This is a genomic window from Mycobacterium sp. E2989 (genome assembly GCF_001667595.1).
In the GTDB taxonomy this organism is placed as follows: domain Bacteria; phylum Actinomycetota; class Actinomycetes; order Mycobacteriales; family Mycobacteriaceae; genus Mycobacterium.
The window spans coordinates 1-26,185 of sequence record NZ_LZJX01000118.1 but is presented as its reverse complement, the minus strand read 5'-3'; the positions used below and the strand labels follow the sequence as shown (position 1 = coordinate 26,185).

8 protein-coding genes and 2 pseudogenes are annotated in these 26,185 nt (G+C 70.9%); 2 read left to right on the top strand and 8 right to left on the bottom strand.

Annotated features, from left to right (window positions below):
- Positions 1–3: 3 nt before the first annotated feature.
- The 8 genes and pseudogenes from A5680_RS20895 to A5680_RS20860 form a co-directional block, all read right to left on the bottom strand.
- Positions 4–1,269: an acyltransferase gene (locus A5680_RS20895; RefSeq protein WP_067822795.1), complete on the bottom strand. Its 1,266-nt coding sequence runs from the start codon at positions 1,267–1,269 to the stop codon at positions 4–6.
- A gap of 16 nt (positions 1,270–1,285) precedes the next feature.
- On the bottom strand, positions 1,286–2,089 hold the full coding sequence (locus tag A5680_RS20890; RefSeq protein WP_067822707.1) for an ABC transporter permease: 804 nt from the start codon (positions 2,087–2,089) through the stop codon (positions 1,286–1,288).
- The gene (locus tag A5680_RS20885; RefSeq protein ID WP_067822704.1) at positions 2,086–2,901 is read right to left on the bottom strand and encodes an ABC transporter permease; all 816 of its coding nucleotides are present in this window, start codon (positions 2,899–2,901) and stop codon (positions 2,086–2,088) included. The genes A5680_RS20890 and A5680_RS20885 overlap by 4 nt, the downstream gene beginning before the upstream one ends.
- The gene (locus A5680_RS20880) at positions 2,898–3,899 is read right to left on the bottom strand and encodes a daunorubicin/doxorubicin resistance ABC transporter ATP-binding protein DrrA (protein WP_067822701.1); all 1,002 of its coding nucleotides are present in this window, start codon (positions 3,897–3,899) and stop codon (positions 2,898–2,900) included. The genes A5680_RS20885 and A5680_RS20880 overlap by 4 nt, the downstream gene beginning before the upstream one ends.
- A 10-nt stretch (positions 3,900–3,909) precedes the next feature.
- The gene (locus A5680_RS20875) at positions 3,910–8,316 is read right to left on the bottom strand and encodes a type I polyketide synthase (protein ID WP_067822698.1); all 4,407 of its coding nucleotides are present in this window, start codon (positions 8,314–8,316) and stop codon (positions 3,910–3,912) included.
- The gene (locus tag A5680_RS20870) at positions 8,313–13,694 is read right to left on the bottom strand and encodes a type I polyketide synthase (protein WP_067822695.1); all 5,382 of its coding nucleotides are present in this window, start codon (positions 13,692–13,694) and stop codon (positions 8,313–8,315) included. Before A5680_RS20870 ends, A5680_RS20875 begins: the two co-directional genes overlap by 4 nt.
- Entirely contained in the window at positions 13,691–20,179 is a 6,489-nt protein-coding gene (locus A5680_RS20865) for a type I polyketide synthase (RefSeq protein ID WP_067822691.1), read from the bottom strand. Before A5680_RS20865 ends, A5680_RS20870 begins: the two co-directional genes overlap by 4 nt.
- Positions 20,176–21,963: pseudogene (locus A5680_RS20860) on the bottom strand (beta-ketoacyl reductase); the annotation flags it as partial. The gene A5680_RS20865 and the pseudogene A5680_RS20860, both read right to left, overlap by 4 nt.
- Positions 21,964–22,018: 55 nt before the next feature.
- Between A5680_RS20860 and A5680_RS20855 the strand changes: the two are divergent.
- Positions 22,019–23,491: pseudogene (locus A5680_RS20855) on the top strand (beta-ketoacyl reductase); the annotation flags it as partial.
- On the top strand, positions 23,488–26,185 hold a 2,698-nt coding region (locus A5680_RS20850), incomplete at its 3' end, for a type I polyketide synthase (RefSeq protein ID WP_156675192.1). The pseudogene A5680_RS20855 and the gene A5680_RS20850, both read left to right, overlap by 4 nt.

Here is a 26,185-nt window from a genome sequence, read left to right as displayed (position 1 = left end):
GGCTCACTCCATGGCCCAGCTGTCCTCCTCGACCAGCGAGCAGAGCCGCGAATGGATTGCCGCCAAGGTCTTTTCGCGCCCCGGCAGGTGCGCGTGGTGCTCGATGAACAACCGGTTCGCGAAAGTTCCGACGCTGTAGAGGTCCACCGGTGCGCGGGTGGGGAAGTAGAGCTCGCTCTGGAAGTCCTCCAGCTCGATCTCGTCGGGGACGCGCAGCGGCGGGATGGTGCCGGTGTCCGTGCACAGCACGACCGGGGGGAGCCCCGCGGGAGTGCCCTGATACTGCAGGTTGAAATGCAGCGCGGATTGCTGGATTACCCCGTCCGACAGGTCGGTGCGGAAGGAGTTCACGATTCCGCGGGCCAGATCCACCAGATCGGTGTCGGCCCTGATCTCGGCGAGGTAGGTGGCCACGCCCAGCGGCAGCGTGCTGCCGGTGAGACTCACCGGCGGTGAGAGCAGGTAGCGCAGATCGACCGGGTAGATGTACGGAATCGGGATGTGGGGCGTGTCGCGCAATTCCCACTCGGCCAGCAGGATGGCCGCGGCCACCACGGAGTTGAGGCTGAGCTGATTGGTCAAACCGAACTCGACCAGCTCGGCCGTCTCTTCCTCGGTGAACCGTATCCGCGCGATCGGAATAGGTTGTATCGCATCCGGATTCGGCATCACGGGCGGCTTGTCCTGGGCCGGCAGGTCGTAGGCGAACATCGCCTTGAAGAGCTTCTCCAGCCCGGACCGCTGCTGTTTTGTCACGCCGCGCTGTTCCAGCAGGAGCTCCAGCGCTTCGGGCGCGGGTTGCGGCGTGATCGGCGGCGGCGCGCCGGTGGTGACGACATCGGTGTAGAGGGAGAAGAGCTCTTCGAGCAGACCGAACGCGTGGTGGGCGTCGGCCAGGCTGTGGTGGGTGTAGAGCGTGAGTTCGGTGCGTGCGCCGCTGCGCTTCAGCCGAAGATTGAGCAAGGTCTGGTTCTGGTCGAGGCGCATGCCGGCCGTCGCCGGTGCGGCATCCGGTTCGGTGTCGTCCTCGACCACCCAGATGCCGGGGTGCATCAAGTCTTCGGCGACGATCTGGTAGCGCCCGTCGTCGCCCTTTTCCAGGCGGCCGGTGAAGACGGGGTGGGACTCCAGCAGCGCGTCGAAGGCGTCGGCCATCGCGTCGAGGTCGACGGGGCCGGCGACGAAAGCGGTGAAGGCGAAATAGGTTTCGTTGACCGCGAACACCTCTTCGCTGCGCGTCAGCTTGCGGATGACGGATCCCGGAAACATGCCCACCACTTCCTCGTCAGCTCGTGCTGGCGCGTCGATAGCCGGCCAGCGCCGGCACGATGCAGACGGCGGTGATGCCGCCGGCCCACAACAGCGTGGCGATCATCGGCCAGCGCACCGGCCCGCCCAGCGACAGGCCGCGCATCGCCTCGATCGCGTAGCTCATCGGCTGGTGCGCGACCACCGGCTGCACCCACTTCGGAAATTGATCCACCGGCAGGAAGCCGGTCGAGAACACCACGGCGAGAACGTGCCCGAGCGTGACCGTTTCGAGCAGGAAGTTGTTGGCGGTGTACAGCGCCACCATCGTGATCAGGGTGGCGAACGCGAGCCCGAAGATCATCGGGACGACGAACCAGGTCAGGCTCGCGAGCAGGCCCTGCCGGAAGCGGAAGCCCAGCATCATCCCCACGGCCAGCACGACCAGGGTGGTGATCACGATCCGGATCAGCTCGGCCGCGATCCGCGAACAGACGCCCGACGCGCGGTGCACGGGCACCACCCACAGCCGGCGCAGCAAGCCGTTGGAGCGTTCGCCGATGAGCCCGATCGCCCCGATCGCGGCCCCATTTATCGTGGCGGCCAACGCATTCAGCGGAACCGTTCCGTACAGCGCGCTGTGGCCGGTGACCTGTGAAATGACATTGCCCAGAATGATGTTCAGCGTCAACAGGAACAGGATCGGCAGGACGAGTGCCTCGATCACGGTAGTCAGATCGCGCGCCCAGCCCAGCAGAATCCGCCGCGTCTGAACCCAGGTTTGCGACGCCAGCGCGCGTGCCGAGTCCTCGTGGTAGCGGGGCGAATCCAGCAGCGTCATCGCGACCGCCTGGCCAACACGATCGCCGACGCCGGAATCAGCAGCGCGCTCAATCCGAACAACCACGCCAGCGTCGGCGCCAGCACCGGCCAGGTCACCGATCCGCCGTACGGGGCGGCGTCCCCGGCCAGCGCGCGCAAGGCGATCACGAACTGTGACACCGGCTGGTTGCGGACGATCGGCTGGATCCAGTGCGGAAACTGCTGCGCCGGCTGGACTCCGGTGGACAGCAGGCCGAAGATCAACGGCGGCAGGATGAGCAACGGGGTCATGGCTTCGGGGTTGCGGGTTCCGGTGCCGACCAGGTCCGCCGCGAAGGACAGGATCGATCCGACCGCCACCACCAGCAGGCAGAAGGCCGCGACGTAGATCGCCGAGCGGTGAAACCGGAACCCGATGACATAGCCGCAGACCACCGCGACCGCCACCGAGACGGTGCAGCGATACACCGCGGCCGAGATGCGGGCGCCCACCGGGGCGAACGGGGCCATCGGCATGGATCTGAACCGCCGGTTGATGCCCTGCACCGAGTCGGTCGCGGCCCGAAACGCCGTCGACATGGCGGCGAAGGTGATGGCCTGCAACGCGATCAACGGCATGACGTATTGCGCGTAACTGCTGGACAGTCCCTTGGTCGCGGTGCCCATGATCTGGTGCAGCGGGATGTAGAAGCCGGCCGTGAACACCACCGATGATGCGACGGTCACGAGTAGCTCGCCGTTGCGCAGGGTCGGCGCGATGAAGCGAACGGTGAGGACCCACCACTGCGTCAGCGTGGACAGGTGGCGTTCGGGGCTGGCGGTCGCGGTCACCCGACGGCCTGGGTCGCGACGGGGGCGCGCGCGGCGGGCGATTCGTCCGTCAGCGCAAGGAACACGTCGTCGAGCGACGGGCGCCGCAGGGCGACGTCGGCCACCTCGATGCCGGCGGCGGCCAGTCGCCCCACGGCCTCGATGAGGGTGCGGGCGCCGTCCGGGGCGGGGATCGCGATCCGATCCGAATCGGGCGTGAGCGCGGCCCGGATCTTGTCGGGCACCAGCGGGCCCAGGACGTCGGCGATCGCCCGCAGATCGGTCAACCGGCGCGGCACGATCTCGCAATAACTGCCGCCGGTGCGCTCCTTGAGCTCGTCGGCCGTCCCCTCGGCGATGACCCGCCCGTGGTCGATCACCACGATCCGGTCGGCCAGCGCGTCGGCCTCCTCGAGGTACTGCGTCGTCAGCAGCGTGGCGATGCCGCCGTCCTTGAACTTGCCGACCAGGTCCCAAATGCTTTGCCTGCTGCGCGGATCCAGCCCGGTGGTGGGCTCGTCCAGGAAGACGACCTCGGGGCGGACCACCAGGCCGCAGGCGATGTCGATGCGGCGGCGCATGCCGCCGGAGTAGGTCTTGACGCGCCGGTCGGCGGCGTAGGCGAGATCGAATTCATCGATGAGCTGCCTGGCGCGGGCGCGCGCCGCCGACTTGTGCAGGCCGAACAGCCGGCCGAACATCACCAGGTTTTCGCTGCCGGTGAGCATGTCGTCGATCGCCACTTGCTGGCCGGTGAGCATGATCGAGCGGCGCACACCGGCCGGTTCGGACACCACGTCGTAGCCGCCCACCACCGCGCGGCCGCCGTCCGGCCGGCTCAGCGTCGACAGGATGTCCACCAGGGTGGTCTTGCCCGCGCCGTTCGGCCCGAGCAGCCCGAGCACCTCGCCGCGGCCGACGTCGAAGCTGACCTCGTGCAGGGCCACGAAGTCGCCGAAGGTCTTGCGAACCCGGTCGACGACGACCGCCTTATCGGTCGCTGTCCGTGCGTCGATCACTCGGCCCCCCTCAACCCGCGTCCAGGGCCGACAGGTCCACCAATGCCAATTCCACCGGCTGCCCGCCCATGTCGGCGTCCCCGGCGGCGATGGCGTCGCCGATCAGCGCCCGCAGCGCCAGCGGGAAACACCGCGCCAGCGCCTCGGCGCGCGCCCCCTGCACCCGGCGGGTGTCGTACCACCAATCGAGGTGCAGCACGCCGGAGTGCCGGTAGACGCGCAACTCGATGGCATGACCCAGGCCCGGAATCGCGTCGCGCACGGGCATGGCCGCGTCGGAGTCGAATTGCACCGGCGCATCGATGGGCGGCAGCTCGGGAACCACGCCGATGTAGCGGAAGTGAACATCCGCGGGGTGCGCGGCCGACAGCGCCCGCGCGGTGGGCGCGTAGAGATACCGCAGCAGCCCGTAGCCGATCCCATAGTGCGGCACGGATTTGAGGGTGTCGCGAACGGCCGTCAGCAGCTCGGGGGCGCCCGTATCGTCGGGCGTGGCGCAGCGCAGCGGCACCGGATAGATCGTGGTGAACCGCCCGATTGTTCTGCGCAGGTCGACATCCGGGCGCAGCACCGAACGTCCGGCCCCTTCCAGGTCGACGGCGACCACGCCGGCGCCGACGGTCTCGGCGATGGTCCGGCTCAGCGCCGCCAGCAGGATCTCGTCCACCGACCACCCGAGCGCGCGCCGGGCGTCGTCGACCTCGGACGTCTGCTCGACCGTCAGCGCCGTCGACACCTTGGCTAGGTCGTCAGCGCGCGGCGGTTCGGTCGCCTCGGCGTCGGCCGGCCGCAGGGTCGGCCGCATCGCGCCGTCCAACCAGAAGTCACGCGTCTCGAGGACCGCCGGGTGCGTCGCGAGGGCGTCGACCCGCAGGGACCAATCCCGCCACGAGGTGGTCGCCGGGGGCAGCGAGATCTCCTCGCCCGCAACGCGTTGCGTGAAGGCGGTGAAGAGGTCAGTGACCAGGATTTCGCGGGAGGTGGTGTCGGCGACGATCTCGTGCAGGGACAGCACCAGATAGCACGCGCCGTGCGGGCCGCGGATGTGGCTCGCCGTCAGCGGTGCGGACAGATCGCCGTGGGCCGAAAGCTCGGCCACGATGTCGAGCAGCGCCGCGCGCTGCGCCTCGGGCTCGGTGTCGGGCAGCGTCCGGGAGGAGAGCCGGTCGAATTCCCGTGGCGCCGCGATGCGCTGCTCCCAGATGCCGGCCCGCTCGACGAGCTCGAGGCGCAACGCGTCGTGGTGATTGGCCAAGGCGGTGAGGACCGCGCGGACGTCGTCGACGCCGACACCCGCGTCGAGGCGCAGGATCAGCGGGATCCGCCAGCGGCCCGGCTGCCGCACGCCGGTCTCGAGGAACCGCGCGACCCCCGGCGGGATGGCCGGGAACGAGGCGGCCTCAGGCGGTTTCGCCAACGAGCCCGCGGCGTATTTGGCGTCGACGTGGGCCGCCAGGGTGGCCAAGGTCGGGTTGCCGTACAGATCCTGCGGCGTGACGTCCAGCCCGGCGTTGCTGGCGTTGGTCGCGATGCCGATCGAGATCAGCGAGTCGCCGCCGAGGTCGAAGAAATTGTCGTTGCGGCCGATCGAGTTCAGACCCAGGCATTGCATCCAGATCTGCCGCAGCGTGGCCTCGGTGTGCGACTGCCCGTTCGCCGACGCGTCGCCGTGGGCGGCGCCGTTGGTGGCGGCGACCGGCGCCCCGGGCGCCTCGGCGGGGCGCTCGAGCCAGGCGAGCGGTTTGGGATCGACCCAATGCCGTTCGCGGGCAAAGGCGTAACCGGGTAGGGAGACCCGAGTCGGCGTCGGCCCGGTCAGCGGTTCCCAGTCGACCGGCACCCCGGCCGCCCACAGTTGGCCGAGCCCGAGCAGGAAGGTGTCCCGGTCGTCGGTGTTCTGGATCGGATGCCGCATCAGTCGAACCGCGCGGTGGCCGTCCGACCACTTCGGGTGCCGCATCGCCGAGCCCGTCAGGCTGCCCCCGGGGCCGACTTCGACGAGGACCCGGTCGGGATCGGTCAGCAGCGCGTCGAGTTCGTCGGCGAACTTGATCGTGGAACTGATTTGGCGCGCCCAGCTGGCCGGGTCGGTGACCTGCTCGTCCGTCATCCACGTCCCGGTGAGGTTGCTGAGCAGGGGCGTATCCGGGCGGCGAAGCTCGACACCGGACAGGAATTCACCGAATTCGGCGGCCATGGAATCCATTGCGCTGGAATGGAATGCGTGGGTGGCCCGCACCCGCCGGGCGGTTATGCCGCGCTCGCGCAGCCGCTGGGTGAAGGCGCGAATCTCGTCGTTGGGGCCGGCGACCACGCAGTTGCCGGGATCGTTCACGGCCGACAGGTCGACCCCGGGGGTGAGGAACTCCGCGAGGTCGTCGGGACCCAGCGCGACGGCGACCATGGCACCGGGCGGGGACTCGTGCATCAGGCGGGCGCGCAAGGCCACCAGCTTGATCGCCGTCTCGAGGTCGAACACCCCGGCCAGCGTGGCCGCGATGTACTCACCGGTGCTGTAGCCGATGTACGCCCCCGCGCGTAGCCCGTAGTGTTCGGCCAACCGCGCCAGCGCGTATTCGACCGTGAACAAGGCGGGCTGGGAACGGTCGATCCGCTCCAGATCGGTTGCGGCGTCGCCGAATATCAGCGCCTTCAGATCGGTGCCCATCTCGTCGCCGAATCCCGCCGCGCACGCGTCGAAATGCTCGGCGAACACCGGCTCGGTGTCGTACAGGCCCCGGGCCATGCCGACGTGCTGGGCGCCCTGGCCCGGGAACATGAACACGACGCGATCGGCGGCGGCCGCCTCACCGTCCAGGGATTGGCCGACGAAGGCGTTGTCGTGCTCGCTCGCCCGCAGCACCGTGGCCGCGTGCTCGCGGTCGTGCACCACGGCCGCCATGGTGAGCCGGTGCCTGCGGCGCCCGGTGAGGGTGTGGGCGACGTCGGCCAGTTCGGGGCCGCCCGGGGCGGCCAACGCGTCGGCGAGGGCGGCGCGCGAGCCGTCAAGCGCCGCCGCGGTTTGCGCCGAGACCAGCAATACCTGGGGACCCGCGGGCGCCACTCGCTCGGGGGCGGGGGGCGCCTCTTCCACCACGACGTGCGCGTTGGTGCCGCCCACCCCGAACGAGCTGACCCCGGCCCTGCGCACGCCGTCCCACTCCCACGCGTCGTAGGTGCTGGTCACGGTGAACGGGGTCTCGTCGAGACGCAGCTCGGGGTTCGGGCTGGTGAAGTGCAGCGTGCCGGGAATCGCCTTGTGCTGCAGGCACAGAATGGTCTTGATCAGACCCACCACACCGGCCGCCACCTCCAGGTGCCCGATGTTGGACTTGACCGACCCGAGGACGCAGGGGCCCGGGCGGGGGGTCTGCGAGACGGCGAAGGCGGATCGCAACCCCTGGACCTCGATGGGATCGCCCAGCGGCGTGCCGGTTCCGTGTGTTTCGACATAGCTCACGGTCGCGGAGTCGATGCCGGCGACCGCGTGGGCTTCGGCGATGACGTCGGCCTGCGCGGCCGGATTCGGCGCCGCGTAGCCCATTTTCATCGATCCGTCGTTGTTGATCGCCGATCCGCGGATGACGGCGTGCACCCGGTCGCCGGCGTCGAGGGCGGCCTGCAGGGGCTTGAGCGCGACGATGGCCACGCCACTGCCGAAGACGGTGCCGTCGGCCCGCACGTCGAACGGGCGGCAGTGGCCGACCGCGGACACCATGGCTCCCGGCGAGTTCCAGTACCCGACGTGGTGCGGGACCGACAGCGACACCCCGCCGGCCAGGGCCATGTCGCACTCGCCGCTGAGCAGGCTCTGGCACGCCAGATGGACCGCCACCAGGGACGACGAGCATGCGGTCTGGACCGTGAGACTGGGCCCGCGCAGATCGAATTGGTGCGAAACCCGGGTCGCCAGGAAGTCCTTGTCGTTCTGCAGGAACAGGTTGAACTGCTCGAAGTTGAGGCCCGTCCCCATGAAGGCGTCCTGGGCGCGGTGCGACGAGAGGTTGTGCAGCAGATAGCCGCTGGGGGAGCTGGTCCCGAAAACGCCGATCGAGCCGTCGAACTCGGCGGGGTCGCAGCCGGCGTCCTCGAACGCGTGCCACGCGCACTGCAAGAACAGCCGGTGCTGGGGATCCAGCATCCGGGCGAACTGCGGGGGGAACCCGAAGAACTCGGCGTCGAACTCGTCCACCCCGTCGACGAGGGGGGCGCGCCGCACGTAGGCCGGGTTCGCCAGCACCTCGTCGGGGATGCCTGCGGCCTTGAGCTCCTGCTCGGACAGCGTGGCGATCGACTCCTTGCCGTGGCGCAGGTTGTCCCAGAATGTTGAGACGTCGTTGGCGCCGGGGAACCTGCCGGCCATGCCGACCACCGCGATCGCGTTGGGCGGCAGGTCCGTTGACCCGTTGGTGCTCATGCTTGATGTCCTCGCTTCCGCCGCAGTGCGGCTTGTTGGCGCGCGGCCGCGCGCTGCTGCGCCCGGTCGCGAACCGCGTCTTTCTGCTCGTCCGCCTGCCCGTCGCCGGCCAGGCCGAGCTGGCGAACCAGGTCGGCCGTGAGGTCGTGCAACGAGGCGCCCTGTAGCAGGAGGGCCACCGGCGGTTCGACCCCGAAGTCGGCGCGGGCGGAGTTGCGAATTCGCACGGCCATCAGGGAATCCATTCCCAACTCGATGAGGGGTACGCCGGGGTCGATGGCCGAGCTGTCGGCGTACCCCATGACCGCGGCGATGCGCGCGCGCAGCCGCTCGGTCATCAGGGCTTGCGCCGCACCGGGTTCCAGTCCGGTCAGCGCTTCGGGACCGGCCCAGTCGCCGCCGTCACCCGCGGCTTCCAGCTCGGCGACCACGTTGGTGAAGTAGCCGAGGTTGCGGATCTCCGGGAACGCGATCAGCGCCCGGTCGGGCCGCAGCCGGCCCACGCCGGTGTGGCACCTGCCGCTGGCCAGCAGCGGCTCCATGGCCGCCGTGCCCTCGGCGGGCGTGATGGGATCGAGCGCGCCGCCGGTCAACGCGCGGGCGAGCCCCACCTCCGCCCACGGGCCCCAGTTGATCACCGCCGCAGGCAATCCCGCCGCCCGCCGCCAATCGACCAGCGCGTCAAGCCACGCGCTGGCGCACGCGTACGAGGTCTGTCCCGGCCCGCCCAGCATGGAGGCGGTCGAGGAAAACCCGAGCCACCAATCCAATTCGCAGTTCGTGCTGGCCTGATGCAGGCGCAGCGCCCCGATGACCTTGGGCGCCCACACCCGTTCGACGCTGTCCTTTGTCATGGAGAACACCAGGCTGTCGTCGAGCACGGCGGCCGCGTGCAACACGCCGCGCAGGTTCGTCTCGCCCGCGGCCGCCACCAGCTCTTCGGCGACGCCCTCGGCCGCGACGTCGCCGGTGACCACCACGATCTCGGCGCCGCGCTCCAGCTCGGCCAGGACCGCGCGCTGCTGCTCCGACGGTTCGCTGCGGCCGTTGAGGACGAGCCGCCCCGCGCCGCCGTCCACCAGCCACCGCGCCATGACCAGGCCCAGGCCGCCCAGTCCGCCGGTGACGATGTAGGACGCTCCGCGGCGGACGACGTCTCGGATGGTGGGTTCGCCGATGACCGCCCGGGTGAGCCGCTCGACGTGGCGCTGGCCGCGCCGCCACGCGACGATGTCGTCCATCGGGCCCGAGATCGCCGCGGCCAGTTCGGTATTGAGCGCCCCCGGGTCCCCGTGGGCCTCGAGGTCGACCAGCGTGGTGCGCAGCTCGGGATGCTCGTAGGCAAGGACCCGCACCAGGCCCTTCAGCGCGCCGACCCCGGGCTGGCCGGCCTCGTCGTGCACGGCGAGGCCGCCCTCGGTGATCAGCCAGAGCCGCGGTGATTGACCGTGCCAGCCGCCGACGATCGCGCGGACGACGGTCGAGACCGCCCATACCGTTTCGCGGGCCTGGTCGATGCCGCCGTCCGTGACGCCGGGGCTGGGTGCCGCGAACACGACCACGCCGACGGGCGGGTGCGCGGGGTCGCCCGCGGTGTCGGCGAACGCGGCGAGCACGGCGGCCTCGTCGTGCAGGTCGGCGGTGACCAGCCGGCGTGCCGGTGAGCGCCAGCCCGCGGCGAAGGCCTCCGCGCGGTCGGCGGCACCGCCGTCGGTGAGCACCAGCCAGCTGCCGGGGGTCTCGTCCCGCCCGGCGGCGATCGGCTCGGTCACCCAGGTGGTGTCGAAGACCTTCTGCGACAACGGAAGCGGCACGCTGCGGCGTTCGACGCGACGCAGATAGATGTCGTTGATCTCCGCCGTGACCGTCCCGGCGTCGTCGGTCAAAATGATCCGGCCGAGCTTGCCCACGCCGCCCTCGTCGAGATTGCTCAGCTGGGCCCGGCAGCGGGCCCGCCGGCCCGGGTCACCGTAGACCCGGATGGCGTCGAAGGACACCGGAAGATAACTGGCCTCGGCGGAGCCGGCGAGTTCGTCGTCCGGCATCGCGGCGGCCAGGCTTTGTAGCGCCGCGTCCAGCAGGACCGGATGCAGCCGGAAACCCGGATGCCGGGGCGCCTCGTCGGGCAGGACGATCTCGGATTCCACGAAACCGCCGGGCAGCCGGTGGATCTCGGCGAGCGCCGCGAAGGCGGGGCCGTGGTATTGGCCGGCGTGGCGCAGCACGCCGTACAGGTCGGCGGGGTTGATCGCCGGTCCGGCGTCTCCGATGGGTGGGGGCGCGTCGGGAGGGGCGTCCGACGCCCGGGTCTCGGCGTGCGCGGTGGCGTGCCTGGTCCAGCCGCCGCCCGACCGCGAGTAGATCTCGATCCGGGTCTTGTCGTCGGCGCCCCGGGTCAGCTGGGTGGTCAGCCGCGTGTGGTCGCCGAGGTTGAGCATCTGCTCGACTTCGAGCTGGTTGATCGACACGCTGCCAACGGGGACGGCCAGCGCTTCGCTCGCGGCGGCCAGGGCGATCTCGGCGAACGCCGCGCCCGGCAGCACGGCTTGCCCGAACACCTTGTGGTCGGCGAGCCAGGGGGACACCGCGGTGCCGGCGTCGGCCTGCCACACGTGATCGTGGCTGGACGGCACTTCGACGTGGGTCCCCAGCAGCGGGTGGCCGGCGACCGACTCCGACATCCCGGACCGGTCGGCGACCCAGAATTGGGTGTGCTGCCACGGCGTCACCGGGAGCTCGGCGAGGCGACCGCGGTCCGTGGCGGGCGGGTGAGGCGAGACGGCGGCCAGCTGGCCGTGGAAGGTGATCGTGTCGTCGGTGTCGCGGTGCAGGGTGCCAACGGCGTGCGCGGCGGCGCCGAGGGTGTCGGCGATGGCGTGGGTGAGCAGCGGGTGGGGGCTGATCTCGATGAAGGTGTGCTTCTCGGCGCCGGCCTGGCTGACGGCTTGATGGAAGCGCACCGGGTTGCGCAGGTTGTCCGCCCAATAGTCGGCGTCGAGCAACGGGCCGGGCGCCGGACTCGTGGTGCTGATCATCGGGATGGTCGGTGTTTTGGGCGCCAAATCGGCCAGCGCCGAACGCAATTCGGGCAGGATGGGATCGATGATCGGGTGGTGGGAGGCCACGTCGACCTCGATGCGGCGCGCCAGCAGGTTGCGGGCGGCCACGGCCGCGATGACCGCGTCCACCTGATCGGGTGGGCCGGCGATCACCGATTGGCGCGGCGAGGCGTGCACGGCCAGCGTCACCTGCGGGTGGTCGGTGATCAGTTCCCCGGCCGCCTCGGCGTCGAGTTCGAGCAACGCCATCGCGCCCTGCCCGGACAACCGGGCCATCAGCGCCGACCGGGTGGCGATCACCCGCAGCCCCTCCGCCGGGGTGAGCGCCCCCGACACCACCGCGGCGGAAACCTCACCCATGGAGTGCCCGATCACCGCGTCGGGCTCGATCCCGTAGTGGCGCCACAGCGCGGTCAGCGCGAGCTGGACGGCCACCAGCACCGGCTGGATGTTCTGGATGCCGGCGACCGCTCGCCCCTCGGCCAGCGTCTGGTGCAGCGAAAAGCCGGTCTGGGCAACGAAATCCGGTTCCAGCTCGGCGATCGCCGCCGCGAAGGCGGGCTCGTCGGCCAGCAGCCGGCGGCCCATGCCGGCCCATTGCGCGCCCTGGCCGGAGTAGACGAACACCGTGCCGGGGCGGCGGGTCGATTCGACCGGGCCCTGCACCCCGGGCGCCGGGGCGCCGGCGACCAGGGCGCGCAACCCCGCCACCGCGGCGGCGCCATCGCGGGCCACCACGGTCGCGCGCCAAGGGTGTTGTGCCCGGCGGGAAGTCAGCGTGTGCGCGACGTCGGCCAGCGGCGTCGCCGCGCCGGGGCCGCCCAGCCAGTCGGCGAGCGTGGCGGCCATCGCCGCCACCCGCTGCGGGGTCTTGCCGGACACCACCAGCGTCGACACCGTCGGCGCGGGGCGCGCCTGCGGGTCCGCCGGGGCGGGCGGCTGCTCGACCACCACGTGCGCGTTGGTGCCGCTGAGGCCGAACGAGGAAACCGCGGCCCGGCGGATGCCGGCCGTCGGCCATGCGGTGCCCTCGGTCGGCACGAACAGGCGGGTCGACGACGCGTCGATCGCCGGGTTCCACCGGGTGAAGTGCAGGTTCGGTGGGATGACTCCCCGGTTCACGGCCAGGATGGCTTTGATGAATCCGGTGACCCCGGCGGCGGCCTCGAGATGCCCGAGGTTGGTCTTGACCGCCCCGAGCGCGCAGCCGCCCTCGCTCTGACCTTTCGCAAGCCCGTACGTCGCGGCCAGCGCCTCGAACTCGATCGGATCGCCCAGTACGGTTCCCGTGCCGTGGGTTTCGACGTAGTTGACGCTGTCCGCCGTGACGTCGGCCTGGCGCAGGGCGGTCGTGATCACGTCGCGCTGCGCCGCCGCGTTCGGCGCGGTCATGCCGTTGGACCGGCCGTCCTGGTTGATGGCCGAACCGCGGACCACGGCGAGTACGCGATCGCCGTCGCGGGTGGCGTCGGACAACCGCTTGAGCACCACCACGCCGCAGCCCTCGCTGCGCACGAACCCGTCGGCCAGGGCGTCGAAGGTCTTGCACCGGCCCGTCGGTGACAGGGCCGACCACTTGGACAGGGCGATGCTGGTGAACGGGGACAGCGACAGGTGCACGCCGCCGGCGAGTGCAGTGTCGCTTTCCCGCAGCCGCAGGCTCTGGCAGGCCAAATGGATCGCGACCAACGACGACGAGCAGGCGGTGTCGACGGCCACCGCCGGGCCGCGCAGCCCCAACAGGTAGGAGATCCGGCCCACCGCGGCGCTGTGCGGGTTACCGGTGCTCAGGTACGCGTCGATCTCGGCACGCCGCTCGAGGTTGAGGATGGTGTAGTCCCATGCCGACACGCCCATCAGCGCGGCGGTTCGGCTGCCGCTCAACGAATCCGGGGGCATGCCGGCGTGTTCGAGCGCTTCCCACGCGACCTCGAGCAGGATGCGCTGCTGCGGGTCCATCGCGATCGCTTCGCGGGGGGTGATGCCGAAGAAATCGGCGTCGAAACCCGCGACGTCGTCGACGAAACCACCCCACTTCGTCGTCATCCGGCCCGGCGCCTGCGGGTCGGGGTCGTAGAACGCGTCGGCGTCCCACCGGTCGGGGGGCACCTCGCCGACGGCGTCGCGGCCGTCGAGCAGCAGCTGCCAAAAGCTCTCCGGCCCAGACACTTTGCCGGGCAGCCGGCAGCCGATGCCGACCACGGCCACCGGTTCGGCGATGTCGGTTGGGAACGCCGTGCCCGCGCGCACGAGCTCACGGGCGAGGACCTCGCGGGCTTTGGGCGACATCTGCGCCGCGCGTTCGGCGATGCTCGTCATTGCTCGCCGCCCCCCGTCGCGGTCTCCAGCTCGCTCGCCGCCACCAGATCGGACAGCAATTCCATCTCCTCGTCCGATAGCTCGGCCTCCCCGTCGGGGTGACGCTCCTCGTCGGTCGGTGACGCGTAACCCAACCGCTCGCACAGTGCGCCCGCGAGGTCGGTGATCGTCGGGTACGCCCAGACCAGGGCGGCCGGCAGCGTTGTGCCCAGGCTGGATTCGAGCCGGTTGCGCAATTCGAGCGCCATCAGCGAGTCGAGGCCGAGCGACTCCATCGGGCGGCCGGGATCGATCGGGTCGGCCGAGCGCAACACCGCCCGGATCTCGTCGGCGATCACGGCCGCGAGGCGGGCCGGGCGCTCACCGGCGTCGGTGGCGTCCAGCTCGGCACGGATGGCACCCCCACCGGCGCGCCGTTCGCCGGCCGAGTCGTGCAGGTGGGCGAAGAGCGACGAACCGGCCGCGGCGGGGAAGGACTGGAACCACTGCCGCGCGTCGAGGCTGAACACTCCGGTGCGCGCGCGGTCGGCCGCCAGGGCCAGCTGCATCGCTTCCAGGCCTTGTTCGACCGTGATCATCGCGACGCCGAGGTCGGCGAAGAACTGGGCACGGCCGACCTCCGCCCATGGGCCCCAGTTGATTCCGACGGCGGGTAGCCCGGCGGAGCGCCGGTGGGCGACCAGGCCGTCGACCCAGGAGTTGGCGGCTGCGTACGCGCCCTGGCCGGGCGCGCCCAGCAGGGAGGCCACCGACGAGAACGTCAACCACCAGTCGAGATCCAGGTGCGCGGTGGCCCGGTGCAGCAGCCAGCTGCCCGCGACCTTCGGGGTGAACACGCGCCGCACGGCCGATTCGGACATGTTCAGCACGATCTCGTCGTCGAGGATCATGGCGCTGTGCAGGACTCCGGCGGGCCGCAAGCCGGCGTCTTCGACCGCCCGCACCAGTCGATCGGCCGTGCCGGGCTCGGCGATGTCGCCGGTCACCACCTCGATGCGGCCCCCCGCGGCGGTGAGCTCCGCGATCGCGGCGGCGACGTCGGCGGCGGGGGCCGAACGTCCGTTCAGCACAACCAGTCCCGCGCCCTGCTCGACCAGCCACCGCGCGACGACGAACCCGAGGCCGCCCATGCCGCCGACGATGAGGTAGCCGCCGTCCGGGCTGACCAGCGGGTGCGGTGGTGGTGCGGCGACCGCGTCGATGCTGCCGCCGGCCGGTATCGAGACGACGATCTTGCCGGTGTGCCGACCGGAGGCCATCAGCGCGAACGCGTCGGCCGCGTCGCGCAGACCGAACTCGGTGACCGGCAGCACCTGCAGGGCGCCCTGCGACACGTGCCGCAGGATGTCGGCGAGCATGCGGCGGTAGCGCGCCGGTTGCAGTTTGAGGTTCAGGTCGAGGTCCACCACGGCGAAGGAGGCGCTCTTCGCCAGGGCGGCCAACCCCAGGCCGGCGTCGGCGTGGACGTCCTTCTTGCCCAGTTCGATGAACCGGCCGCCGGGGGCGAGGAGCTCGACGCCGCGTTGAATGGCTTCGCCCGGAAGGGAATTGAGGATCACGTCCACGCCGCAGCCGTCGGTGATGTCGCGTATCTCGTCGGCGAAATCCACGCTCCGCGAGTCACCGACGTACTCGACGCCAAGGCCGCGCAGCATGTCGCGTTTCGCGTCCGAGCCGGCCGTCGCGTAGATCCGTGCCCCGACCATCCGGGCGATCGAGACGGCGGCCAGTCCGACACCGCCGGTGGCGGAGTGGATGAGCACGCGTTCGCCGGGGGCGAGCCGCCCGACCTCACACAGGGAATGCCAGGCGGTCAGGTAGGCGATGCCGAACGCGGCCGCCTCGCCGTCCGGCAGCGCGTCGGGCACGGGCGCGACGAGGTCGGCAAGCGTGGTCACGTGCGTGGCGAAAGTGCCGGGGCCGAAGGCGATCACGCGCTGCCCGATCCGGACGGAGTCGACGTCCGGGCCGACGGCGGTGACGAGGCCGACGCACTCGCCACCGATCACGGGCGGGGCCCCGCCCAGCCCGGGGTACACGCCCATCGCCTTGAGCACGTCGCTGAAGTTCAGGCCCGCCGCGACGACGCGAACCTCGACCTGACCGGGCCCCGGCGGAATCCGCTTGACCGCGTGGATGTTCAGGGCGTCCAGGCGTCCGGGCTGGTCGGTCTGCAGCCGCACGGCGCCACCGGCGTCCAGGTCCACCGCGGTGCGGCGGGGTTCGGGCGCGAGGGCACCGGTTCCGGTGGTGGGCGCGGGCACCACCCGGTTGACATAGCGCTGCCCGCCGCGCAGGGCGATCTCGTCGTGGTCCGACCCGGCGAGCAGCTCGGCGGCCAGACCGGCGAGCGAATCCACGCCGTCGGAGTCGGCGTCGATCAGCGTGGGCTTGAATTCCGGATGCTCGAAGGTGAGCACCCGTGCGATGCCGCGAATCCCCGTCTGCGCCAATGTGACCCGATCGGCGGGATCGAGCTGCTGGGCGCCGCGGGTGACGACGAACAGCCGAGGGCTGTTGCGGGCGCCCATCCGCGTCACCGTCTTCGCGATGTCGGCGATCAGCAGCGTGCGCGCCTGCGCCAAATCCAGCTGGGCCTTCTCGGGCAGCGATTCGTCGACGGGCCGCGGCGGGCAGATCAGGGCGATGGCGTCCCACGGGGTGCGGGTGACGGTCGCGCGCAGCCGCGCCGCGTCGGTCGGGGAGACCAGCTCGAGCTCGTCGACGCCGTCGCGCAGCGCCGACCGCAGCGCGGGCGGCAGCGGGTCGCCGTTGTCCGTGTCCCCGATCATCAGCAGGCCGCCGAGCCGCCCGGCCGGCTTGTCCAGGGCGGCGGGCTCCCACTGCAGCGCGAACAGGCGGGCGCTGAGTTCCGTTGCGCCGCCGCCAGACCTGAGCACCGCCATCTCGACCTCGTCGATGACGAGCAGCACGCGACCGTCCCGATCCGTCAGCACGACGTGGCCGACCAGCCGGTCCGGATTGTCGGTGGGGGCGAGCGAGCCGAACGAGCGCACGCCGTCGGCCACGTTCCCGTACACGTGGATGCCGGCGAAACGCACGGGAAGAACCAGGGTTTCGCGGGCGCTCTGCCCGTCGGCCAGCTCGGTCGCGGCGCGCGTGGCCCCGAGCGCCTGCACCGCGATGTCCATCATGACCGGGTGCAGCACCAGGTTGCGGGATCCCGTCCTGGCCGGCGCGGGCAACCGCACGTCCGCGCGGGCGGCACCGGACTGGGTGACGGCCAGGCCCTCGATCCCGCGGAAGGCCGGCCCGTGTTGTTGCCCCGCCATGCGCAACCGCGCATAGAGCTCGTCGGGGTCGAGAGCGGTCGCGGCGGGTTCGTCGGCCGGCGGCTGGGGTAGCGCGTGTTCGGTTTCCCGGGTGAGGGTGGCGGTGGCGTGTTTGACCCACCCGGAAGCGGCGTCGCGCGTGCGCATTTCGACGCGGCACGCCCGCTCGTCCCCGGTGAGTGTCGTCACCAGAACGGCGCCGTCACCGACGTGCAGCATGCGGTCCAGGCTGAGATCGCGGATCATCCAGGGCCCGGCGTCGGGGTTCGCGAACGCGTCGATCGCCGCCGCGAGGGCGATGTCGGCGTAGGCCGCACCCGGCAGCACGCAGAGATCGTCGATGACGTGATCACCGAGCCACAGCAGGTTCGGCCCGAGCTCGCTTTCCCAGATCCGGGTGCCACTGGTCGGATCGGTGACCCCGGTGCCGAGCAGGGGGTGGGTGTCCGGCGCGTGGTGCCCGCCGGCGGTGGGGGAGATCCAGTGCCGGGTGTGCCGCCACGGGGTGGTGGGCAGCGCGGGGTGCGGTTCGGGCGGGTGGGGCGTTTGCGGTGGGCGGCTGACGTGGGCGGTGTTGAGGTTGGTGTGGAAGGTCAGGGTGTCGTGACCGTCGCGCTGCAGGGTGCCGATGGACAGGTAGCCGGAACCCCCACGGCCGGACAGGGTTTCGCCGATAGCGTGAGTGAGCAAGGGGTGGGCGCTGACTTCGATGAAGGTGTGATGCGCGGCGCCCGCGGCTTCGATCGCCTGCTGGAAGCGGACGGGGTTGCGCATGTTGGTGGCCCAGTGTTCGGCGTCGAAGACCGGGCGGCTGTCGAGGTCCGCGTAGGTGGTGGACAGGATCGGGATGGCCGGTGGGCGTGGGGCGAGGTCGGCCAGTTGCGATCGCATCAGGGGCTGCAGGGGGTCCATCGCCGAATTATGCGGGGCCACTTCGATGTTGACCCGCCCGGCGAAGTGGTTGCGGGCGCGGACCCTGGTGATGAGCTCGTCGATCTGCTGGGTCGGCCCGGCGATGACGGTTTGGCGTGGCGAGCCGTAGATCGCCAAGCTCACCTGCGGATGGTCGGCGATCAGCGCCTCGGTGGCGGTGGCGTCGAGCTCGAGCGCGGCCATAGTGCCTTGCCCGGACAGCGGCGCCATCAACGCCGAACGCGTCGCGGTCACCCGTAATCCCTCGGCGGGGGTGAGCGCACCGGCGACCACCGCGGCGGCCACCTCGCCCATGGAATGGCCGATGACGAGGTCGGGGGTGATCCCGTAGGACCGCCACAGCGCGGTCAGCGCGAGCTGCATCCCGATCAGCCCCAGCTGGATCTGTTCGATGCCGACGAGCTCCTTGCCGGTGGCGATCACGTCGTGCAGCGAAAACCCCGCCTGGGCCACGAAATCGGGTTCCAGCTCGGCGATCGCCGCGGCGAAGGCCGGTTCGTCGGCGAGCAGCCGGCGGCCCATGCCGGCCCACTGCGAGCCCCGACCGGAATACACGAACACCGTGCCCGGCCCCACCGCCCCCTCGCGGCAACCCACCAGGCCAGGGGCCGGCTCACCGGCGGCCAGCGCCCGCAATCCCGCGACCGCCTGGTCCCGATCGGCGGCGGCCAGCGTGGCGAAGCTGGCGTGCCGCGGCCGGTGGTGGTTGAGCGTGTGCGCCGCGTCGGCCAGCGCCACCTCGGCGCCGGGGCCGTCCAGCCAGTCGGCCAGCACCGCGGCCGTCGCCGCCACCCGCTGCGGCGTCTTGCCCGACACCACCAGGGTCGACACCACCGGCCGGTCCGCACTCGGAGCCGGAACCCGTTCGGGTGCTTGCTCTATCACCACGTGCGCGTTGGTCCCGCTCACGCCGAACGACGACACGCCGGCCCGGCGGGGTTGCCCCGTCGCCGGCCACTCCATGTCCTCGGTGCCGATGGTCAGCCGCGACACATCCGCACTGGCGTGCGGGGTCAGCGTGTGGAAGTTCAGGTTACGCGGGATGCGCGCGTTCTTGACGGCCAGCACGGTCTTGATGAACCCGGTGATGCCGGCCGCGGCCTCCAGGTGCCCGAGGTTGGTCTTGACCGCCCCCAACACCAGCGGGGGCCGGCCGTCCCGGTCGGCGAAAACCTTGCTCAGCGAGTCGAGTTCGATCGGGTCGCCGAGCGGGGTGCCCGTGCCGTGGGCCTCGATGTAGTCGATGTCGGACGGCGTCAACCTGGCCGACGTCAGCGCCTGGCGGAGCAGCGCCTGCTGCGCCGGGCCGTTGGGAACGGTGACCCCGCTGCTGGCGCCGTCCTGATTGACCGCCGAACCGCGCACCACCGCGAGGATGCGGTTGCCGTCCCGTTGCGCGTCGGACAACCGCTTGAGCACCACCACCCCGCAGCCCTCGCTGCGCACGTACCCGTCGGCGCCGGCGTCGAACGTCTTGCATTGCCCGTCCGGCGACAGCATGCCCCACCGCGAGCAGGCGATGCTGGTGCCCGGGCTCAGCAACAGGTTGGTCCCGCCGACCAGCGCGGTGTCACTTTCGTTCCAGCGCAGGCTCTGACAGGCCAGGTGGATGGCCACCAGCGACGACGAGCACGCGGTGTCGAGGACGACGGCGGGGCCGCGGGCACCGAGCAGATACGCCATCCGGCCCGCGGCGAAGTTCGCGGAGTTGCCGGTCAGGACGTAGGCGTCGAGTTCCTCCGGCCGCATCGCTTCGGAGAGGGTGAGCATGTAGTCGTAGGCGGTGACGCCGACGAAAACCGAGGTCTGGGTGCCGCGAACGGTGTGCGGGGGAATGCCCGCGTCTTCCAGCGCCTCCCACGCGACCTCGAGGAACAGCCGCTGTTGCGGGTCCATCGCCGCCGCCTCGCGCGGGGTGATGGAGAAGAACTCCGCGTCGAATTCGTCCGGCTCCCAACCGGATAGGAAGCCGCCTTCGCGGTTGCAGATCGTCCCCGGGACCGTGTGGTCGTCGGTGTAGAGGGCGTCGGCGTCCCAGCGTTCGGGCGGCACCCGCACGATGCCGCTGCGCCCGTCGCGCAGCAGTTGCCAGAATTGGTCCGGGTTTCCCACCCCGCCGGGCAGCCGGCAGCCCATCCCGATGACCGCGATCGGTTCGGTGCCCGCCTTCTCGGCGATCTCCAGCCGGGCGCTGAGATCGTCGATCTTGTGCAGCGCCTCGGTGATGATCGCCCGGCGGTCCGGTGTCGAGGTGGTCATCGCGTTCCTCTTAGTCTGTCGGAAAGTTGTTCCAACAACTCGGCTTCGGAGAGTTCGTCGTAGACGTCGGCGTCGGGTTCGGTGTCCGGCGCGGTGAGCTCGGGCAGCATCGTCGCCAGCTGGTCGGCGAGCGCGTACACCGTCGGGTAGTCGAAAATGACCGAGGCAGGCAGCGGTTCGCCGAGGCTGTCCGACAACGCGCGCTGCAGCGTCACGCTCATCAGCGAGTCCATCCCGAGCTGGAAGAAGCCGGTCGAGGGGTCCAGGGACTCGCCCGCGGGCAGCCCCATCACCTTGGCCGCCAGCGCGCCGACATGATCGAGCAGCATGTCGTGCCGGCGCTGGAGCGGGCACTTGCCCAGGGCAACCCGGAATTCGCTTGCCGACGTTGACGTTTCGCCCGGTGCCGGCAGCAGGTCGTCGACGATGCGCAGCGAACCGCGGGTCCGGTAGGCGGCCGCCAGCAGCGGCCAGTCCGCGTCCACCACCACCGAATGCACGCCGGCGGCCTGGCTCATGACCCGCGGCAGCGCGCCGATGGCGACCTCGTCGTCCATCGGCAGCAACCCGGATCCCATGCTGACCTGGCCGAATTGCTGTTCGGCGTCGGCCAGCGACTTCCACAGTCCCCAGTTGACGGTCGTCCCCGCCAACCCCATCACGCGGCGCGCGTATGCCAGGGCGTCCAGGTAGCCGCTGGTGGCGGTGTAGTGGGCCAGCCACCGCGAACCGGTTAGACCGGAGATCGAGGAGAACAACACGAAGTGGCGCACCGGCGTCTCCAGAGACAGCCGGTGCAACACCGCGGCGGCGTCGAGCTTGGGCGCGAACATCGCGGTGACGTCGTCGTTGGTCATCTCGTCCAGCAGGACGGGCTGCCCGGCGAACGCCGCCAGGTAAATGCCTTCCAGCGGCGGCAGATCGGCGCCGAACCGGTCGAACAGCCGCCTCATCGCGGCTTCGTCGGTGGCGTCGGCGGCCACGGTGACCAATTCGGTTCCCGTGGTGGCAAGGTTTTCGGCCAACTCGCGCAGTCGCTGGCCGGGATTGCGCGACACCGCCACGACGGTCCCGGCGCCCATGCGGGCCAGCTGGCGGATCAGGTGCGGGCCGATGTTGCCGGTGGCGCCGATGACCAACTGGCCGGCGCCGGCGTCCAGCGTCACCGATTCGGTGGGCAGCGGGCGCCGGTGCAGCCGGGGCACGTGGCGCGCTCCGGACCGGTAGACGACCTGGTCGTCCCCGTCGGTCGCGGCCGCCTCGTCCAGCACCCGGCGCACCAACGGCTGCGCCGGCACCGAGCTGTCGAAATCGATTATGCCGCCCCAGATTTCGGGGTGTTCCAGGGCGAGGGTGCGGCCCAATCCCCAGAGCACCCCGTGGCTGGGGTTGGCGCGGTCGCCCTCGGTGATGGGTTGGGCGTTGCGGGTGACGATGAACAACTTGGCCGGCGACCCCGCGGCGGCCATCGCCGCGGCGATCCGGCGCGCCTCATGAAACAGCCGATAGGCCAACGGGACTGACGCATCGGAGGCGGGCGGTGCGTACACCACTCGGTCGACACCGTCCAGCGCGCCGAGGAAGGCCGCGTCGTCGGTGCAAGCCCACCCGTCGACGCGGGAACCCGTGATGCGGCTCAGTTCGGCGGCCAGATCGGTGTCGCCCAGCACCAGCCACCGGTCGCCGCCCGCGGTCGACGATCCTCCGTCGGCGAGGGGCCGCGCGGGCCACGCCACCTCATAGGACCAGTCATCGAGCGGACGGTGGTTGCCGTTGCCGTTGCCGGCACGCGCGCCGGACGGGGCCCGAGAAGCCTTGCGCGACAACGCCGGTGGGGTGGCCGCCGCGACGTCGCCGGCCAAGTTGTTCATCGTCACCCGCAACGCCCAACCCATCACCGAGGGCGACCGCGCCAACCCCAGCCACGGGGTGCTCTGGGGATTGGGCCGCACCCTCGCCCTGGAACACCCCGAAATCTGGGGCGGCATAATCGATTTCGACGCCTCGGTGCCCGCCGAGCTCGCAGCGCCGCGCGTGTTGGCCGAGGCGTCCGGCGCCGACGGGGAAGACCAAGTCGTCTACCGCCGGGGTGACCGTCACGTCCCGCGCCTGCAGCGCCGCGCCCTGCCCATCGAACCGGTCGCGTTGGACGGTGGCGCTTGCCAGCTCGTCATCGGCGCCACCGGCAACATCGGCCCGCACCTGATCCGCCAGCTGGCCCGCATGGGCGCCACGACCATCGTCGCGGTGTCGCGCAATCCCGGCCAGCGACTCCGCGAGCTGGCCGAAAGCCTTGCCACCACGGGGATCAACCTCGTCACCGTCGCGGCCGACGCGGCCGATGGCGCCGCGATGGCCGAGCTGTTCGGCCGGTTCGGCGCCGACCTGCCGCGCCTGGAAGGCATCTATCTGGCCGCCTATGCCGGACGCCCGGTGCTGCTCGACGAGATGACCGATGACGACGTCGCCGCGATGTTCGCGCCCAAGCTCGACGCCGCCGCGGTGCTGCACCGGCTGTCGCTGACCACCCCGGTGCGCCACTTCGTGTTGTTCTCCTCGATCTCCGGCCTCACCGGTTCGCGGTGGCTGGCCCACTACACCGCCACCAGCGGCTACCTGGACGCCCTGGCATACGCCCGGCGCGCCCTTGGCCTTCCGGCCACCACGATCAATTGGGGGCTGTGGAAATCCCTGGCCGACAGCGACGGCGACGCCGGCCAGGTGAGCGTGGGAACCGGACTGGTACCCATGGACGACGACGTCGCCATCGCGGCGCTGCCGTTGGCGATGAACCCGGCGGCCGGTCCGCACCCGGTGGTGGTGGACGCGGACTGGCCACTGCTGGCCGAGGCCTACCGGATGCGCGGCTCGCTGCGCATCGTCGACGACCTGTTGGCCGACTCCGAGGGCGCATCGGTGATCCCGGCGCGGGATTGGTCACATCTGACGTCGGCACAGGTGCGCGCGGAGTTACAAAGCGGGCTGCGCGCCATCGTCGCCCGCGAGTTGCGCATTCCCGAACCGGAGCTGGAAAACGACCGCCCGCTCGCCGAGCTCGGCCTGAATTCCCTGATGGCCATGGCGATTCGCCGGGAGGCCGAAAACCTGGTCGGTGTCGAAATCTCGACGATCATGCTGTTCAACCATCCCACCGTCTCCGCGTTGGCCGACCAGCTCACCAAGATGGTCGCGCCCACCACGGAATCCGGACACGACGAGATCGCGGCGTTATCCGCCTCGGCGGGAAGCACGTTGGACAGCCTGTTCGATCGCATCGAGTCGTCGTCCGTCACCGCCGAGGAGCCCGCTTGATGCGCAGTCTCTTCAGCCGCGTCTCGGGCATGACGGCGCAGCAGCGCACCGCCCTGTCCGAAGAATTCGCCCGCGCCGCACGCACGGTGACCGCGGAACCGGTCGCCGTGGTGGGAATCGGGTGCCGATTCCCGGGCGGTGTGACGGGACCGGACAGCTTCTGGGAGTTGTTGGTCGAGGGCCGGAATGCGATTTCGGGGATCCCGGCGGACCGGTGGGACGCGGAGGCGTTCTACAGTCCCGACCCCCTGACGCCCGGTCACATGACCACCAAGTGGGGCGGGTTCGTGCCCGACATCGCGGGCTTCGACGCGGAATTCTTCGGCATCACGCCGCGCGAGGCCGCGTCGATGGACCCGCAGCAGCGGATGACGCTCGAGGTCGCCTGGGAGGCCCTCGAACATGCCGGCATCCCAACGGATTCGCTGGCCGATACGCGAACCGGCGTGATGATCGGCGCCTACTTCAACGAATACCAGTCCATGCTGGCCTCCAGCCCCGAGCGCGTGGACGCCTACACGGGAACGGGAAATTCGCACAGCATCACCGCCGGCCGGATTTCGTATCTGCTGGGTCTGCGCGGCCCGGCGGTGGCGGTGGACACCGCATGTTCATCGTCCTTGGCGGCGATCCACCTGGCCTGCCAAAGCCTGCGATCCCGCGAGAGCGACCTGGCCCTGGCCGGCGGGGTCAGCGTGACCCTGCGTCCCGAAACCCAGATCGCCATCTCGGCATGGGGTCTGTTGTCACCGCGCGGACGGTGCGCCACCTTCGACGCGGCGGCCGATGGGTTCGTGCGCGGTGAGGGCGCGGGCGTGGTGGTGCTCAAGCGGTTGACCGACGCGGTGCGCGACGGCGATCGGGTGTTGGCCGTCGTGCGCGGCTCGGCGGTCAACTCCGACGGGCGCTCGAACGGCATCACCGCGCCCAACACGGCCGCCCAGTGCGATGTTATCGCCGACGCGCTGCGCTCGGCCGACCTGGCGCCGGAAAGCGTGAACTACGTGGAGACCCACGGGACCGGAACGGCACTGGGCGACCCGATCGAATTCGAGGCGCTGGCAGCCACTTACGGCCGCGGCGCGGGCTCCTGCGCGCTGGGCGCGGTCAAGACCAACATCGGCCACCTGGAGGCCGCGTCCGGGGTGGCCGGCTTCATCAAGGCGGTGCTGGCGGTGCAGCGCGGCCAAATTCCACCGAATCTGCACTTCTCCCAATGGAATCCGGCCATCGACGCGTCGTCGACCCGGCTCTTCGTGCCCGTCGAAAACATCGAATGGCCGTCGGATTCGGGTCCGCGCCGCGCGGCGGTGTCCTCGTTCGGGCTGGGCGGGACGAATGCGCACGCGATCATCGAACAGGGCCCGGAACTGGCGCCGGTCGACGACGCCGATCCCGTGGGTGGGGTGTCGACGTTGGTGGTGTCGGGTAAGACGGCGCAGCGGGTGGCGGCCACGGCGGTGGTGTTGGCCGAGTGGATGGACGGTGCCGGGGCCGGGGTGGGGCTGGCGGAGGTGGCCCACACGCTCAATCATCACCGCTCGCGGGCGGCGCGTTTTGGCACGGTGGTGGCCCGGGATCGGGGCGCGGCGGTGGCCGGGTTGCGGGCGCTGGCCGCCGGCCAGCACGCCCCAGGGGTGGTGGCCCCGGCCGAGAATGTCGGGCCGGGCACGGTGTTTGTGTATTCCGGTCGCGGTTCGCAGTGGGCCGGCATGGGCCGTCAGCTGTTGGCCGAGGAACCCGCCTTCGCCGCCGCGCTGGCCGAGCTGGACCCCGATTTCGTGGCCCAGGCCGGGTTTTCGCTGCACGAGGTGATCGCCACCGGCACCGAGCTGGTCGGTATCGAGCAGATCCAGCTCGGGGTGTTCGGCATGCAGCTGGCGCTGAGCGCGCTGTGGCGCTCCTATGGCATCACCCCCGATCTGGTCATCGGCCACTCGATGGGCGAAGTCGCCGCCGCCGTGGTCGCCGGCGCCCTGACCCCCGCCCAGGGCCTGCGCGTGACCGCCACCCGTTCGGCGCTGATGGCCCCGCTGTCCGGCCAGGGCGCCATGGCCCTGCTCGAACTCGACGCCGCCGCCACCGAAGACCTCATCGCCGCCCACCCCCAGGTCACCCTGGGCATCTACAACTCCCCCCGCCAAACCGTGATCGCCGGGCCCACCGCACACATCGACGCACTCATCACTACCGTGCGCGCCCAGAACCGGTTCGCCAGCCGGGTCAACATCGAAGTCGCCCCGCACAACCCGGCCATGGACCCCCTGCAACCCCTGATGCGCGAACAACTGGCCGACCTGACCCCCCAACCCCCCACCACCGCGATCCTGTCCACCACCTACGCCGACCCCACCACCGCGCCCACCTTCGACGCCCAACACTGGGCCACCAACATGCGCAACCCCGTCCACTTCCAACAGGCCATCACCCACGCCGGCACCACACACCACACCTTCATCGAAATCAGCCCCCACCCCCTCCTCACCCAAGCCATCCTCGACACCCTGCACACCGCCCAGCACGGAACCAAATACATCAGCACCGGCACCCTGCAACGCGACACCGACGACACCATCACCTTCCGCACCAACCTCAACACCGTGCGCACCACGCACCCACCCCAGACCCCGTCGGCGCCGGACGCCTCGGCCAACACGCGCGGCGCTGCGAGCTCGGCGGGCACCGAGGCGTCGA

Bases quoted from the DNA above. Each gene is read 5' to 3' on its own strand.
- A5680_RS20895 (WP_067822795.1), bottom strand. From the start codon at position 1,269: ATGTTTCCGGGATCCGTCATCCGCAAGCTGACGCGCAGCGAAGAGGTG.
- A5680_RS20890 (WP_067822707.1), bottom strand. From the start codon at position 2,089: ATGACGCTGCTGGATTCGCCCCGCTACCACGAGGACTCGGCACGCGCG.
- A5680_RS20875 (WP_067822698.1), bottom strand. From the start codon at position 8,316: ATGAGCACCAACGGGTCAACGGACCTGCCGCCCAACGCGATCGCGGTG.
- A5680_RS20870 (WP_067822695.1), bottom strand. From the start codon at position 13,694: ATGACGAGCATCGCCGAACGCGCGGCGCAGATGTCGCCCAAAGCCCGC.
- A5680_RS20865 (WP_067822691.1), bottom strand. From the start codon at position 20,179: ATGACCACCTCGACACCGGACCGCCGGGCGATCATCACCGAGGCGCTG.